Consider the following 16,563-nt stretch of genomic DNA (forward strand, 5'->3'; position numbering starts at 1 on the left):
GGATTAGATCTCCAATCCAGTTAAAAAGCCTACTGCGCGGAATAAAATGCCATCTAATCCCCAAAGGATAAGTGCCATAATCACAGTTGCAACCATTACAATTAATGTCGTATGTGTTGTTTCTTGGCGTGTTGGCCACACAACTTTACGTACTTCGATACGTGCTTCTTTTGCAAATGCAATAAAAGTACGACCTTTTTCAGTTAGTGAGGCAATGCCTAAACCCGCTGCAACAGCAACCACTACACCAATAGCACGTAATAATACAGATTGGTCTGCATACATGTGGTTACCAACGACTGCGCCTGCTAGTAGCGCAATAGCTACAATCCACTTTACTGAATCCATCGCATTCGATGGAGTTTCTACATTCGTGCTCATAATATTTTTACCTTAACTACAGACACAACAACCCTGCGCACTGGCAGGGTTAATCCATTAAAATCTAAACTTAAAAACAGACTTGTTTAAACCGATTTTTAATTTCAGACTTCACACATTGTGTAAAAGTGGCAGGGGCGGAGAGATTCGAACTCCCAACCGTCGGTTTTGGAGACCGCTGTTCTACCAATTGGAACTACGCCCCTGCAAAGTGGATGCCTATTATACTTACGCAATTCATTAACACAAGTGTAAAAGATACCCATAAGTTAAATTCTCACCTGCTGAATTAAAAATCAATATTAACATTGATTAAAAAGCAGTTTATCATCAACCCGATATAGGAACAATTACAATAAATGGACGTTCAATTTGACTGCTCAACATAGCCTATTATTTCGTTTTTTTTGCTCTATTACGCTACTGATTTGTTACTCAGTCAGCGCTCGTCCTCTGCATTTAAGTAGCTTCGATAGTCAACAAGGGCTAAGCCAAAACTCCATCAATTGTAGTATCAACGATGCACAAGGGTTCACGTGGTTTGCAACCCAAGGTGGTTTAAATCGATTTGATGGTTACGAATTTAAGCGTTTTAAAGCAACGGGCTTAAAAGGAAGTATTTCAGGTAATTGGGTCACCGCATGTCTACAAGATGAAAATAATCAGCTTTGGTTTGCTACTGCAAGTAAAGGATTAAACCGCTTAGATACAACAACAGGGCAATTCAGCACATATACTTCGTCCAGCTCACTGCTGCCGCTTAGCGATGATAAAATCTGGTCAATGGCGTTTGATAAGTTCGACAACCTGTGGCTTGGCCATGAACAAGGTAAATTAACGATGTTTAATTTACCTAAACAGCAGGTTGAACATTTCCAAATCAAGCTCTCAGGTAATCCAAATATTGTTATTCGCGATATAGTTACAAGCAATAACCAGTTGTGGCTTGCCACCAGCCATGGCTTAATAAAGTTCAATAGTGTTACAAAACAGTTTGAACAGCATGCCACTATCACCTCGGCACTATGGCACATTAACCTTTTAGCAAACCAGCAACTTTTGGTAGGCGCTAAACACGGCTTATACCTGCTCGAGCCAAAAAACGACACGACCAATGAGATTGCACAATTTAATGGTGTCTGGATCACTGATAGTTTAATTGATAGCACTAATAATCTTTGGATCACAAGTTATGGAAAAGGTATTTATTTTCTTGAAGCAGACAAAAATATTCATCAGGATATAGTGCAATATCGACATGACGCACAACTGACAAACTCGTTGAAAAGTGATTATTTATTGTCAGTTTATCAAGATCCTCAAGGCATTATATGGATTGGTAGTGATGGCTTTGGGGTGCAGCGCTACAATCCTTCTCAACAGCAATTTTCTCATCAAACAAAAACTCTCAACGCTGATTCTCTTAGCCACAACTTTATTCGCGCTATTATCAAACGCAGCAATGGCCAGTTGTGGGTAGGTACTCGCGACGGACTTAACCTACTAACTGAAAATGGCTATAAAAACTATAAGTCTCAACTCCCTAATAGTAATATTTTTGCTCTACACGAAGATAATAAACAGCAATTATGGGTAGGAACCTATGGTGGCGGGTTACTTAAATACCAACAAGACAGCGATGACTTTGCGGTCTTCTCGATGCAGAGTCATCAGTTAAGCAGTAATCGTGTCTACGCAATTGCGAGTGACGGTAACGATATACTTTGGCTTGGCAGCAACCAAGGTCTTACCCGCTTTGACCCGAGCACAGGAAGTGTCCGCCACTTCCAACATGACCCTACTCGTAACAGCCTAGCTAACAACACTGTTTTTACACTCGCTTATGATCATGATGACAATGCGCTTTGGATAGGCACGCGTGCTGGACTCAACAAGTTAGATATAGACACAGAGCACTTTACACTCCTTAATGATCGTTCTTCTTCAGTAGAACAAAATGCGCTCAGCCATAATATGGTCACCTCTTTATTACTGGATAATAAAAACACTATTTGGGTTGGCACTATGCAAGGGCTAAATAAAGTCGACAAACAGACCTTTGCCGTTAAGCACATAACAGAGCAACATGGTCTGGCAAATGACAATATTTTTGATATTTTAGCTGATAAACAGGGTTACCTTTGGCTTGCTACAAATGGTGGCTTATCCCGCTATCAACCGCATACCAGCAAAATACAGCAATTTTTACCCGAACAAGGTATTCAGCATCAATCTTTTATCCTCGGCGCGAGCTTTCAAGCTGCTGATGGCGAACTCTATTTTGGTGGCATCAATGGCTTTAACCACTTTTATCCTGAGCAGTTAGATTTAACTCATACGCCACCTACCCCAGTTTTAACTGAGTTGCTGCTCAACAACCAAGCGATTGAGACGCGTTACTTTGATCAGCAATCTGATTTGCTTATAAATGCCACTAACACGCTTTCTCTGCCGCAATCATCTGGAGTCATCGGGTTTAAGTTTAGCGCTCTACAAAATCCAGCAAGCCCAAACCATTATCAATATGGCTATAAATTAGCAGGTTTTGATGAGCAGTTTCTCTATACAGACGCAAGTCTTCGCCAAGTCAATTATCCACAACTCCCTGCTGGGCAATATGAACTACTAATTAAAGCAAAAGATCAGTATGGACAATGGAGTCAAACCAAGTCTTTATTAGCACTGACCGTTGTGCCGCCCTGGTGGCAAAGCCCCATTGCATACGTGGTTTATTTTCTTGCCGTATTGAGTGTGGCTTGGTCACTATTAAATGCAATTTACAAACGCAAACTAGCTGAGCAAGACAAACAAAAAGAAGTGGCGTTAAACAAATTAAAAGATCAATTCTTAGATAACATTAGTCATGAGCTAAAAACGCCCCTGAGTTTAATCCTTGCCCCTGTCAGTCAGTTGCAACAGCAACATCAGGACACGCAATCACAAACACACCTTGCGAGTATTAAACGCAACAGCCAACGGTTACTTGAACTTATTAATCAATTACTGCAATTAAGCAAACGACCAAGTACTGCTGTGTACACTGTTTCTCCATATTCATTAGCACGTTTTTTAACCGAGCTTACGCAAGACTTCGCCCCGCTATTTGCGCAAAAAAACTTACAGTTTAGTTTTCAAGATAATGATCATTTATTATGTGCGACTAATATTGCACCTAATCACGCCCATTCTATTTTTAGTAACTTAATCAATAACGCCTTAAAGTACACTCCTGAAGGTGGCAGTGTCAGCGTAAGCCTAACGGTTAATCAGCAACAAGCCATAATAAATATAACCGACACAGGAATAGGTATTGCTGTTGAGGATCAGCATCAGGTTTTTAAGCGCTTTACACGTGTAGCGTCAATCGAATCAGGCAGTGGTATCGGCCTAACATTAGTAAAACAACTTGTGGAAGCATATGGAGGAGAAATAACACTTCACAGCGAGATAGGTAAAGGTAGCTGCTTTAGTGTTTCATTGCCGGTTCTTATGAACACCAACCAGAGCAAAACGACCTTAGAACATCGCAGTGCTAAACAAACCCTTCTCATTGTTGAAGACAATCATGATATGACACAGCTACTGCTCAGCTTATTTAATCAAGAATTTAACTGTCTTTGTGCTGCTGATGGCCAACACGCGATTTCCCTTTGCCAAGATGAATTACCAGATCTCATTATTAGTGATGTGATGATGCCAGTTATGGATGGTTATCAGCTACTGGCTAAACTACGTGAAAATCCTGCCACCAGTCATGTCCCAGTGTTACTTTTATCTGCAAAAGCAGATACGCAAAGCCGCTTAAAAGGGCTTGACTTGTTAGCTGATGACTATTTGAGTAAGCCTTTCGAACCGACTCTTTTGATCAGCCGCGTTAAAAGTCTGATAAGTTTACGCCAGCTATTAAATCAACACTTAACTGCACAACTAGCCGCCCCCATAGCAACGAGCCCCACAGAGACCATGGTAGTGCAAAACAAAGACTACTGCTTTACTGAAAAACTCAAGCAAGTGGTGTTAGCCCACTATCAAGATGAAGGATTTTCAGTTGAACAGCTTGCCGCAGCAATGTGTATGAGTGCTCGCGCATTACAGCTGAAGATGAAATCACTCTACTCCCTCACTCCTTCAGATTATTTACGTAATACACGCATTGAACTAGCAGCAAAACAGCTTATTAATAGCTCATACTCAATAGGTCAAGTTGCCCAAAATAACGGTTTTAGTTCACAAAGCTACTTCGCAAGAAGCTTCAAAGTGCAATATGGGATCTCACCAAAGCAATACCGAGAAAAATATACAAAACAAGCAGATTTTCGCGTCAGTGAATAAAGTTTTCGTCTGAGTACTATTAACAAGCCACTGATTTACCTACTTTATATCCATAAAAATTCAAACAGCTCACACATTGTTGTTAGCCAGTTTTCTGCATGAGATATCAGTTAAGGAAAATCATATGCTCACAAAAACACACAAGGCGATCTCGCTAACGTTATTTGCAGCAGCACTGAGTGCATGTCAAAGCACGTCGACATCAACAAGTAATAAAAATAGTCCAAATGTAAATGAAGTCGCACAGCAACAATATAACGGCCCAAAAGCTCGCATCGCTGTAGCCCGCTTTACCGATAAATCAAATGATTCGCGTTGGTGGCGAAAAGAAATCGGTGAAGGTATGGCAGATCAATTAACAACCGCATTAGTCAGTACCAATCGATTTATTGTTTTAGAAAGACAAGCACTCGATGCGGTGTTATCTGAGCAAGACCTCGCTGTTTCAGGGCGCGTAAGTGCAGCATCAGGAGCAGCTTATGGTGAGATCGAAGGTGCCGAAATCGTGGTAGTTGCAGCGGTTACTGAGTTCGATGATGATAGTTCAGGTGCCAGTGTAGGCAGCGGTGGTTTTATTGGTGATGTATTTAGTTCAGTATCGGCTGGTTTCTCAGGCTCACACATGGCCATTGATTTACGCCTAATTGATACCCGCACCTCGCGAATTCTAGCCGCAACCAGCGTTGAAGGTGGCAGTAAAGACTTCGATTTCACATCAGCAGCGACTAACTTTGGCGGTGCACTTGTCGGTGGAAATTTAAGTGGCTGGTCAAACACGCCTAAAGAAAAAGCATTGCGCGAAGTAATCGTAAAAGCCGTTGAATTCTTAGAGTCAAAAGTGCCCACAACTTATTATCGTTATAATAGCGACAACACCATAGCAGCTGGCTACAAGGCCCCTGCACCACTAAAAGTAACCACAGCTGCAGCCCCGGCTAAAGCGCCAATAGCATCGGTTACTGTTCCGAGTCACAGAATGCCCTACTATGAAAAAACAGACCTGGCGATGTCACGACTCAATTTAGTGTGTTTAGGTTACTTGAAGCAGCAACCACACTATGAAGAATTTGACGTTGAAGACGTAAAGTATGATCAAGCCACTGTGATTGCGCTCACTGAATATCAGCAAGAAAATAAGCTAAAAGTGACGGGACTTGCAGATGAAGCAACCAAAAAATCCCTTGATGATACACAGTGTATTGCCAAAACCAACAAGTCAAGTTTAGAAAGCTTAGGTAGCATGTTTAAATTTGACTGAGTAAACTTACAGCCAGTGTTAGCACTGGCTGTATCACCGTTTTTATTGGCGCCTTCACTACATTAACCTGCTACATATCACACTACTTGCAACAACTCACCACGATAAAAATCACATAACAACCAAATTTGTTGAAAGGGATGCTGCTTAGGCACATCAAGGTGAGTAAGTACTGACTTAAAATCATCAAAATGCCATATAGTACTGGCATTTCGAATTAATAACCAAGGCTGCGAAGACTCGTAATGTTTCTTAGCTTTTTGTGCCAGCAATCGATGCAAAGCACAGTGCAAACGTTCGTTACTCGGTGCTAAAGCCATTTCAGCGAGATCGCGTTGCATTGAGATAGACAGCGGGCGACCTAGCACCGCCATCGCTTCTGTTTCACTGGCATATAAATGCGCTATTTCAATATCGAGCCGTTCATCACCTTTATAACAACTCACATCTGGTTTACTTGGTGTGTTATGCCAGATATTACGCATGGTTACACCAAACTGTTTTTCGTAGCAGCGTAAAAATAGCTTTGCCGCACTATGCTCGAGTGCTATTTTTTCTTGTTCACTCTCACGATTCATTTAATGTCGCATATACATCACTTAATAACCCAGAAGCGCCGAAACGAAATAGCTCTGGCTGTAAGTACGCTTCACCCATGATTGATTCGGCTAAGGCTAAATACTCAGCAGCATCAGTGACTGTTCTGACTCCCCCAGCAGCCTTAAAACCAACCTTTTTACCAGTCGCTTTAATGGTATTTAACATGATGGCTGTTGCAGCTAGCGTTGCATTAACAGCCACTTTACCGGTACTGGTTTTAACGAAGTCAGCACCGCCATTAATTGCCAGCTTAGTTGCCGTTGCAATAAGATCATCGCTTAATTCGCCACTTTCGATAATGACTTTAAGTTGCGCTTGGCTGCCACATGCCTCTTTTGACGCTTTGACATACTCTAAAACTTTGCGCTCATCACCGGCAATCAGTGCTTTATAGGGGATCACTAAATCAATTTCGTCGGCTCCGCGCTCAATGGCAAACAGTGTTTCATTTATCACTTGTTCTAAAGGCTGCTCCCCATCAGGAAAGTTTGTAACTGTCGCCACTTTTACGTGCTGAAGTTCACGCTCAGCGAGTGCCAGTTTAGCGTCACTAACAAACTGGCTGTACACACAAACCGCCGCAGGGATGCCCAATTTTGGCTCAATGCTAGCAACCAAGTTATTAATTGATTCTGTGGTGTCGGTGTCATTCAGAGTTGTTAAGTCCATCAGCGCCACCGCTTGAGCAGCGATTGTTTGTGTTTTATTCATTACGTTTACTTTTTTGTTGCTATCTTAGTGACCTATAGTAGCAAATTTTTATCATTCGGCTATAAATCATAACTAATCACCATAAGGCAACTAATTTACTTGTAACTCGCCGCAATCCCTTGTTAACTAAGCCTTAAGCCAAACACAACCACCATATATAACTTTTAGCTATATAAACTTGGTTTTAATTATTTTTTACTTTATATGGAGCACTATATTCTGCTTACCTGCAATAAGCAGTTTATTCAATGTGTTTTAGGGGTGTAGACAAAGTGCAATATTTACCAATCTTTACCAAATTAGACGACAAGCCTGTTCTGGTAGTCGGCGGTGGGGATGTTGCGTTACGCAAGTGCCGAGCATTTTTAAAAGCCCGCGCCAACGTGACCTTAGTCGCCCCTGCATTTTGTGATGAACTACAAGAGCTTGCAAAGCAAGGTGATGTAACACTCATTAACGACTTTTTTAAAGAGCAGTATTTAGAGCAACAGATGCTAGTGATTGCTGCTACTGATATCGACAGCGTAAATGAGGAGGTGTTTAAGCTTGCCAATGCACGCAATATCTTCGTAAACGTGGTAGATGACCAACCTAAGTGCAGCTTTATTTTTCCATCAATTGTTGACCGTGACCCGATCACAATTGCAATTTCAAGTGCCGGTACAGCGCCAGTTTTAGCACGTCGTTTACGTGAAAAACTCGAAACGCTTATTCCACAGCATATTGGGCCATTAGCAAGTTTAGTGGGCAGCTTCCGTGACAAAGTAAAACAACGCTTTAAACACTTTGCCGATCGTCGCCAGTTTTGGGAAGGCGTATTTGATTCATCAGTCGTGAGCAAAGTTCAAGCGGGAAATACCGAAGCTGCCACAGCGCAGCTAGAGCAGATGTTAGATGCCAAGCCTGAGCCTGAAGGCGAAGTGTATGTTGTTGGTGCAGGCCCGGGCGACCCTGAGCTATTAACGCTAAAAGCACTACAATTAATGCAACAAGCCGACGTGGTTGTATATGACTACTTGGTTTCTGATGAAATTATGGATTTAGTGCGCCGTGATGCCGATTTGGTTTGCGTGGGTAAACGTTTAGGCGATCACAGTGTTGCACAAGAAGATACTAATCAGATGCTGGTCGATTTTGCCAAGCAAGGCAAAAAAGTATGCCGTATTAAAGGTGGCGATCCATTTATTTATGGCCGTGGTGGTGAAGAGGTGCAAGTTCTCGCAGCTAATCAAGTACGTTACCAAATCGTACCGGGTATTACTGCTGCTGCAGGTTGTAGTGCTTATGCTGGCATTCCACTTACTCACAGAGATCATGCCCAAGCCATTCAGTTTGTAACGGGTCACTGTAAAAAAGATGGTCAAGAATTAGATTGGCAGTCACTTGCCAAACCAAATCAGACCTTAGCGATTTATATGGGGGTGATTAAATCACCACATATTCAAGCACAATTATTAAAACATGGCCGCGGTGCAGACACACCCGTTGCCATTATCGAAAACGGCACACGTAAAGAACAACGTGTGGTTACAGGGCAATTAGGTGAGCTGGCCGATTTGATTTCGCGCCATAGCATTATTTCACCCGCCTTATTAATTATTGGCGAAGTTGCATCATTGCATCATCAACTTGCATGGTTTGGTCAAACCGAGCAAACCAGCAGCTTTGCCCAGCCTATAACTGGCGTAGCTTAATTTAACTTTTAATCATTTTAGTAGGACGACTAACAATGGCTTTAACACACCTTCAGCAATTAGAAGCTGAAAGTATCAAAATCATGCGCGAAGTTGCTGCTGAGTTTGAAAACCCGGTGATGCTTTATTCAATCGGTAAAGATTCATCAGTGTTATTACACTTAGCGCGTAAAGCGTTTTACCCAGCAAAAATTCCATTTCCACTTTTACACGTTGATACCAACTGGAAGTTTAAGGAAATGATTGAGTTTCGTGACCGCCTTGCTAAAGAGTATGGTTTTGATTTAATCGTCCATAAAAACCCAGAAGGTTTAGCGATTGATATCAATCCATTTGTGCATGGCTCAGCTAAACACACCGACATCATGAAAACGCAAGGCTTAAAGCAAGCGTTAGACAAATACGGCTTTGATGCTGCGTTTGGTGGTGCACGTCGTGACGAAGAGAAATCACGTGCTAAAGAGCGTGTTTACTCATTCCGTGACAAACACCACAGATGGGATCCAAAAAACCAACGTCCAGAGCTTTGGAATACGTATAACAGCCAAGTTAACCCGGGCGAAAGTATTCGTGTATTCCCGCTTTCTAACTGGACTGAGCTTGATATTTGGCAGTACATCTACCAAGAAAACATTGAAATGGTTCCACTTTATCTTGCCAAAGAACGCCCTGTAGTTGAGCGTAACGGCACGCTTATTATGGTTGATGACGAACGTATGCCTTTAGAAGAAGGTGAAGTACCGCAAATGAAATCGGTCCGTTTCCGTACTCTTGGTTGTTACCCGCTAACGGGTGCTGTGGAATCAACAGCAGGAACCTTAACTGAAATTATTGAAGAGATGCTGCTTTCTACCTCTTCTGAGCGTGAAGGCCGCGTGATTGATCACGACTCTGCTGGTTCAATGGAAAAGAAAAAACGTGAGGGCTATTTCTAATGTCTAAAACAAACGACACGATTAATGAAGTAAGAGAGCTAGGCATCGACGCCTACCTTGCGCGTCAACAAGACAAAAGCCTTTTACGCATGCTGACTTGTGGTAGTGTAGATGACGGTAAATCAACGCTGATTGGCCGCCTTTTACACGACAGCCACCAAATTTATGAAGACCAACTTGCAGCCCTGCATAAAGACAATGAAAAAGTCGGTAATGCCGGTGAAGAGCTTGATTTAGCACTCCTTGTAGATGGTCTTCAAGCTGAGCGTGAGCAAGGTATTACGATTGACGTTGCTTATCGTTACTTCTCTACAGCAAAACGTAAATTCATTATTGCTGATACACCAGGACATGAGCAATACACACGCAACATGGTGACCGGCGCATCAACTAGTGACGTGGCGATTATCCTAGTTGACGCTCGTTACGGCGTACAAGTACAAACTAAGCGTCATAGCTTTATCTGTGACTCATTAGGTATTAAGCAGTTTGTTGTTGCTATCAATAAGATGGATATCGTCGATTTCGATGAAACGGTATACGAGAAAATCAAAGCCGACTACCTTAAGTTTGCAGAGCAGCTAAACGTTACTAATATCAAATTTGTGCCGATGTCAGCGCTAAAAGGTGACAACGTAGTAACACGCTCAGAGCACACACCTTATTACACAGAAAAGCCACTGCTGGAGTTACTTGAAGACTCACCAGCGGCTGAAATTGATAACGGGTTTGAAGCCCGCTTACCAGTGCAATATGTAGTACGCCCGAACTTAGACTTCCGAGGTTTCCAAGGCACTTTAACGTCTGGCAAACTTAGCGTGGGTGATGCAGTGAAAGTATTACCATCGGGTAAAAGCTCGAGCATCAAAGAGATTGTCACTTTCGATGGTAACCTAGATACCGCTGAAGCAGGCCAAGCAATTACCTTAACGTTAAACGACGAAATTGATATCAGTCGTGGCGATGTGATTGTACCTGCAGCCTCAAATGCTACTGTAACAAACCGTATTCAAGCTAAATTAGTATGGATGCATGAAGCACCGTTAGTATTAGGTAAAAGCTACAACTTTAAGTTAGGCAGCAAAAATACCTCGGCAGTGGTAAGAAAGATCGATCACACGATTGATGTTAATACCCTAGAGCATGGTCAAGCTGACTCATTACAGCTTAACGAAATTGCCATTGTAACCCTAGAGCTTACAGAAACAATTTTGGCTGATGAGTACCATAACAACCATGAAACAGGTGCATTTATCCTAATTGATCGCTTATCTAACCTGACCGTTGCTGCAGGTATGATTGAACAATTACTTAGCACCGAAGAGCAACAAAGTAACTTTAGCGATTTTGAAGTTGAATTTAACGCATTAGTACGCAAGCACTTCCCTCATTGGCAAGCGCTTGATATAACTAAGCTTAAATAATCACCATTCGCCTGTTATAGGAAGTAAAAAGCATGTATCAACAGCTGGTATTAACAGGCATTATGCTGGTATTAGTCGGGTGCCTTTTTGGCACTCGACTAAAACCTGCATGGTTATTTGTCGGCGCCATTGGTATTAGTTATTTAGCTGGGCTGATCAGCCTTGAAGATATGCTAATTAACTATGCAAATCCTTCTTTAATTACTCTTATTCTACTTGTACTCGTTTCGATAGCGGTAGAAAAAACCACGTTAGTGCAAAAGCTTGCTCAGTCTCTTTCGAAAGGCAGCCTGACAAGTTCGGTAACTAAACTGGGTTTATCAACTGCCTTTTTATCATCATTTACTAATAATACAGCAGTAGTAGCATCGCTTATCAGTGCAATAAAAGAAAGCCCGACACATTCACCGTCTAAGCTTTTGTTGCCTTTATCGTACACTGCCATTTTAGGTGGCACGATCACCCTGATAGGTACCTCAACCAATTTAATTGTTAATGGCTTTGCCGTTGAAGCGGGCATGGAGCCACTTGGTTTTTTTGATTTTACCTTGATTGGTTTAGGCGCATTGAGCGTCGGACTTATCACTATTTTAGTAATGCTCAAGTATTTACCAGATAACGGTAAAAATGACCAAGAAGTGGTACCCTTTTACCTTGAAGGTAAAGTCGAAACAGGCTCTAAACTAATTGGTAAAAGTGTTGAGGAAAATGGCCTTCGTGAATTAAAAGACTTGTTCTTAGCCGAAATAATCCGTGGTGATAAACGTATTTGCGCGGTTACCCCAAAACAAGTTATTAAAGAAGGTGACGTACTGCTCTTTGTAGGTGATATAAAGTCAGTACCTCTGCTCACCCAATTTGATGGCTTAAAAGTTGTACACGACAAACATGAGAAAGACGTTGAGCACCTAGTTGAAGTCGTTGTTAGTCATTCATCAAGATACATTGGTAAAACAATTAAAGAAATTCGCTTTCGTGAACAATTTCATGCAGCCGTTATTGCCATTCGCCGCGGCCATGACCGTTTACAAGGTGGCTTAGGTAAAGTTCAACTGCAAGCGGGTGATTCCTTGATCCTTGCTCCTGGCAAAGAGTTTTACTCGCTACCCAATTTAAAGCGCGAGTTTGTTTATATATCAGGCCTTGATTTACAAACCCATTTAAAACCTAAGCAATCAAATATTGTGCTGGCAAGTTTTGCAACTGTATTAGGGTTAAGTATTGTTGGCCTAGTGCCATTAGTAAAAGGCCTACTCGTTCTTCTTATCGGTTTAATGCTAACGGGCACAATCAAGCTAAGTGAAGTAAAACGTCGCTTCCCAATAGAGTTACTCGCAGTAGTTGGTAGTGCAATTGGCCTTGCTAAACTCATGATAGGCACAGGCCTTGCCGGCGAAATTTCGTCGGCCATGTTATACGTATTAGGTGACTTTGGGCCTTACGGCGCATTTATCGCCATATTCTTAATGACGGTTTTATTTACCGAACTCATTACCAATAATGCCGCTGCAGCGCTTTCGTTTCCGGTAGCGTATGCACTCGCCGTTGGTTTTGATGTATCACCGTTGCCTTTTATTATGGCTGTCGCATTTGGTGCATCAGCGAGCTTCATTTCGCCATTTGGTTATCAAACTAACTTGATGGTTTACAGCGCGGGAAATTACCGCCTTAAAGATTACATTGCCATGGGCTTACCTTTATCGATTATTTACTCGATTACGGTTTTAACACTCATACCACTGGTATTCCCATTTCAATAACGAGAGTAAAGACAATGGATGAAAATATCGTTTGGCATAATTACGCCATTAGCAAATCACAGCGTAGTGAGCAAAAAAAGCATAAGCCTGCCATTTTATGGTTCACAGGTTTTTCAGGTTCAGGCAAAAGTACAGTTGCTAACGCACTAGAAAGCGCATTAAACCAGTTAGGCGTTCACACCTACCTACTTGATGGCGACAATGTGCGTCATGGCTTATGTAAAGATCTTGGCTTTACTGATGAAGACCGCGTGGAAAACATTCGTCGCGTAGGTGAAACTGCCAAGCTGATGGTCGATGCCGGTCTTGTGGTATTAACCGCATTTATTTCGCCATTCCAAAGCGAACGCGATATGGTAAGAAACTTAGTAGAGGATGGTGAGTTTATTGAGGTATTTTTAGATACCCCGCTCGACGTGTGTGAAACACGCGACCCTAAAGGGCTTTATAAAAAAGCGCGTGCAGGTGAAATTAAGCACTTCACAGGTATCGACTCAGACTATCAAATCCCTACATCGCCAGAAATTAAAATCGATACCAGTAAAAACAGCCTAGACCAATCGGTGCAAGAACTGGTAGCGTATTTAAAACAACAGCAAATTATAGGTTAAGTCATGAATCAAACGGAACTGCTAGAAGAAATCTTACTCCTCGCACGCCAAGCCGGCAGTGCAATAATGGGGATTTACGAAAAGGACTTTAATGTTGAGTACAAAGCTGATGAAAGCCCAGTGACCGACGCCGACCTAGCAGCTCACAAAGTGATTGTGAATGGCTTACAACATCTCACCCCTGATGTACCAATTCTAAGCGAAGAAAGCGCTGATATTAGCTGGGATATCCGTCAAACTTGGCAACGCTACTGGTTAGTAGACCCAATTGATGGCACCAAAGAGTTCATTAAAAAGAATGGCGAGTTTACAGTAAACATTGCCTTGATTGAAAAAGGTAAACCGGTATTGGCCGTTGTCGATGCACCGGCATTAGGTGTGTCGTATATTGCTGCAGAAGCAATAGGTGCCTTTAAAGATAAAGGTGATGAGCGTATCGAACTTAAGGTAACCCGTAAACCAAATAAAGGGCTTATCCGTGTTGTCGGCAGTCGTTCACACCCCTCTCCTGATTTAGCTGAATTCGTAAAACAGTTTGAAGATGTAGAAATGGTTTCAAAGGGCAGCTCACTAAAACTTTGCCTTGTTGCCGAAGGGAGTGCAGATATATACCCACGCCTTGGCCCAACCTGTGAGTGGGATACCGGAGCAGGTCATGCGATTGCTGAAATAGCAGGCGCAACGGTTAGCAAACTCGATGGCAGCCCACTACTGTATAACAGTAAAGAAGAGTATCTGAATCCGTATTTTGTCGTATCGGCGTTACAGGACTAAAAGCGTTCCGTTAAATAACGTAGGCTGGGTTGAGCGTAGCGAAACCCAGCACCTTTATTATCATCTCAAAGTAAGTCTATAGATTTAACGCCTACCACTTAATAGTGAAGCCCACCTAGATAATAAGTCCTTGTTCCTATAATATTTTGCTCTCTTAATCTATTAAAGGAATAACCATGACGACTGTTGAAAAAGCAATTGAAGCCGGTTACGAGGCACAAATTACCGCACTTTATAAAGCCCTTTCACAAGGGGTGCTTGCTGCTAATGGCGATGAAAGTGAAATCACAGCAGCTGAAGCGCGTTTTAAGAAAGGTTTAGCATTTGCCGCAGACATTAAAGCTCGCGCACTTGCAGCTGCAGAATAAATAGCTTAATTGGGCTTATCTCAATAAGCCCAACTTTTTCCTTTGTAAGTCTCTCCTTACAGCATAGTTATTTAAATACAACGCTAAAACATGCATTCTTAGTCGCTTTTCTATATGCTGCGCGACAATTATTATTCTAATAGTGGAGTGCTAATGAACACACATCAAGATGCTATGCAGTATGATGCATCGACAACAAGTAGTAACTCAAAATGGAACCTTCATGACACCCAGTGGGTGTTAAGTTTATTTGGCACCGCAGTCGGTGCAGGGATTTTATTCTTACCAATTAATATCGGCATCGGCGGATTTTGGCCTTTAATTATCATGGCATGCCTTGCTTTTCCGATGACCTACTTAGCTCACAGAGGCTTAGCCCGCTTTGTTTTATCATCAAAACAGCCTGAAGCAGACTTTACCGATGTAGTAGAAGAACACTTTGGCATTAACGCCGGGCGCTTAATCTCTTTACTGTATTTTCTCTCTATCTTCCCTATCTTACTTATTTATGGTGTTGGCTTAACCAACACTGTTGATAGCTTTATCGTTAATCAATTAGGTATGGAATCACCACCACGCGTACTGTTATCTGGTGTGCTCGTTGGCGGTATGATCAGTTTAATGCTAGGTGGCGAAGCTCTCATGTTACGTGCTTTTGCAATCCTTGTTTATCCTCTCGTCGCTATCTTGTTTTTCTTATCTATTTACCTGATCCCAAGCTGGCAAATGCCAGATGTATCAGTCCCTGAGTTTTCAGGATTCATGAAAACACTTTGGTTATCAATACCTATCATTGTATTCTCATTTAGCCATGCTGCAGCAATATCAAGTTTTGTGCATGTACAGCGCGCTCACTACGGCAATAATGCCAAAATGAAGTCAGAAGCAATTCTAAAGCGCACCAGCTTATTATTAATTGTGTTTGTTTTACTGTTTGTATTCTCGTGCGTACTGTCACTATCTACAGAACAAATGGTACAAGCAAAAGCAGATAACGTGTCTATCTTGTCATTCCTTGCCAATATCACTGATAACTCGTTTATTGCTACTCTAGGGCCATTAGTTGCCTTTATCGCGATTACGTCTTCATTCTTAGGCCACTTTTTAGGTGCCCGTGAAAGCTTCAACGGCTTAGTCAGTAAACAAGCGCATATGAACCCTAAGCTTGTTGATAAGATTGGCACTGTCATCATGTTCTTCGCTATTTGGTATTGCTCAGTGATCAACCCAAGTATTTTAGACATGATGGATCAGCTATCAGGCCCAATCATCGCCATGATCCTTTTCATCATGCCAATGATTGCCGTATATAAGGTTCCTAGCTTACACAAATACAGAAACCGCTTGAGCACACTGTTCGTATTAACAGTTGGCTCTCTAGCCGTATTTGCGCTTATCTACAGCATGATTAAGTAATCTCATCATTGCTAGATATAGAAGCCCAGCCGGGAAACCGGCTGGGCTTTTTTGTTAGTAACTGGAAAGTTGGAAGGCGTGGCGTAGGTTGGTTAGAGCGCAGCGAAACCCAACACAGAGCTATCAGCTTTCAGCCGTCAGCGATCAGCCGCTCGGTATGGGTGTTTGGTGCTGCGTCTTCCTATGCCGGGGGCTCTAGGCTCTAGGCTCTAGGCTCTAGGCTCTAGTACTCTTTCACATATATTTTGATCAGTTGCCCCTACTTAAATTCAGGTAACTGATCTTTTTCAATCAATAAT

At 42.1% G+C, this 16,563-nt stretch carries 13 protein-coding genes and 1 tRNA gene; 10 read left to right on the forward strand and 4 right to left on the reverse strand.

The window, feature by feature from the left end:
• Positions 1–3 precede the first annotated feature (3 nt).
• Both secE and ACSFVZ_RS19280 read right to left on the reverse strand, forming a co-directional pair.
• On the reverse strand, positions 4–381 hold the full coding sequence (gene secE / locus ACSFVZ_RS19275; protein ID WP_135922811.1) for a preprotein translocase subunit SecE: 378 nt from the start codon (positions 379–381) through the stop codon (positions 4–6).
• Between the two features lie 129 nt (positions 382–510).
• Positions 511–587 (reverse strand) — tRNA-Trp (locus tag ACSFVZ_RS19280).
• A gap of 166 nt (positions 588–753) precedes the next feature.
• On the opposite strand from ACSFVZ_RS19280, the gene ACSFVZ_RS19285 reads away from it, so the two are divergent.
• Together ACSFVZ_RS19285 and ACSFVZ_RS19290 are read left to right on the forward strand one after the other, a co-directional pair.
• On the forward strand, positions 754–4,713 hold the full coding sequence (locus ACSFVZ_RS19285; RefSeq protein ID WP_435559443.1) for a hybrid sensor histidine kinase/response regulator transcription factor: 3,960 nt from the start codon (positions 754–756) through the stop codon (positions 4,711–4,713).
• A 124-nt stretch (positions 4,714–4,837) separates the two neighbouring features.
• Complete coding sequence (locus ACSFVZ_RS19290; protein ID WP_253040057.1) at positions 4,838–5,971, forward strand: CsgG/HfaB family protein; 1,134 nt, start codon at positions 4,838–4,840, stop codon at positions 5,969–5,971.
• A 77-nt stretch (positions 5,972–6,048) separates the two neighbouring features.
• On the opposite strand, the gene ACSFVZ_RS19295 is transcribed toward ACSFVZ_RS19290, so the two are convergent.
• The gene (locus ACSFVZ_RS19295) at positions 6,049–6,549 is read right to left on the reverse strand and encodes a hypothetical protein (protein ID WP_135922814.1); all 501 of its coding nucleotides are present in this window, start codon (positions 6,547–6,549) and stop codon (positions 6,049–6,051) included.
• A complete protein-coding gene (gene deoC, locus ACSFVZ_RS19300; protein ID WP_435559444.1) occupies positions 6,539–7,282 on the reverse strand; it encodes a deoxyribose-phosphate aldolase in 744 nt (247 codons plus the stop codon). The genes ACSFVZ_RS19295 and deoC overlap by 11 nt, the downstream gene beginning before the upstream one ends.
• 272 nt (positions 7,283–7,554) lie before the next feature.
• Here deoC and cysG point away from each other — a divergent pair, with 272 nt between their 5' ends.
• From cysG to ACSFVZ_RS19340, 8 genes are all read left to right on the forward strand, one after another.
• Complete coding sequence (gene cysG, locus ACSFVZ_RS19305) at positions 7,555–8,976, forward strand: siroheme synthase CysG (protein WP_435559445.1); 1,422 nt, start codon at positions 7,555–7,557, stop codon at positions 8,974–8,976.
• A 35-nt stretch (positions 8,977–9,011) separates the two neighbouring features.
• Positions 9,012–9,911, forward strand: coding sequence for a sulfate adenylyltransferase subunit CysD (gene cysD / locus ACSFVZ_RS19310; protein WP_135922817.1), 900 nt, complete (start codon positions 9,012–9,014; stop codon positions 9,909–9,911).
• Positions 9,911–11,335, forward strand: coding sequence for a sulfate adenylyltransferase subunit CysN (gene cysN, locus ACSFVZ_RS19315; protein WP_235383922.1), 1,425 nt, complete (start codon positions 9,911–9,913; stop codon positions 11,333–11,335). Before cysD ends, cysN begins: the two co-directional genes overlap by 1 nt.
• A 32-nt stretch (positions 11,336–11,367) precedes the next feature.
• Positions 11,368–13,095, forward strand: coding sequence for an SLC13 family permease (locus ACSFVZ_RS19320; RefSeq protein ID WP_435559446.1), 1,728 nt, complete (start codon positions 11,368–11,370; stop codon positions 13,093–13,095).
• A 14-nt stretch (positions 13,096–13,109) separates the two neighbouring features.
• Positions 13,110–13,706, forward strand: a complete 597-nt coding sequence (gene cysC / locus ACSFVZ_RS19325; RefSeq protein WP_235383923.1) for an adenylyl-sulfate kinase — start codon at positions 13,110–13,112, stop codon at positions 13,704–13,706.
• 3 nt (positions 13,707–13,709) lie between these two features.
• Positions 13,710–14,480, forward strand: a complete 771-nt coding sequence (cysQ, locus tag ACSFVZ_RS19330; RefSeq protein ID WP_054554817.1) for a 3'(2'),5'-bisphosphate nucleotidase CysQ — start codon at positions 13,710–13,712, stop codon at positions 14,478–14,480.
• 176 nt (positions 14,481–14,656) lie between these two features.
• The gene (locus ACSFVZ_RS19335) at positions 14,657–14,848 is read left to right on the forward strand and encodes a hypothetical protein (RefSeq protein WP_063700758.1); all 192 of its coding nucleotides are present in this window, start codon (positions 14,657–14,659) and stop codon (positions 14,846–14,848) included.
• A 153-nt stretch (positions 14,849–15,001) separates the two neighbouring features.
• Positions 15,002–16,264: an aromatic amino acid transport family protein gene (locus ACSFVZ_RS19340; protein WP_435559447.1), complete on the forward strand. Its 1,263-nt coding sequence runs from the start codon at positions 15,002–15,004 to the stop codon at positions 16,262–16,264.
• Positions 16,265–16,563: the final 299 nt, after the last annotated feature.

The sequence above is a fragment of the Pseudoalteromonas nanhaiensis genome, assembly GCF_051235485.1.
In the GTDB taxonomy this organism is placed as follows: domain Bacteria; phylum Pseudomonadota; class Gammaproteobacteria; order Enterobacterales; family Alteromonadaceae; genus Pseudoalteromonas; species Pseudoalteromonas lipolytica_C.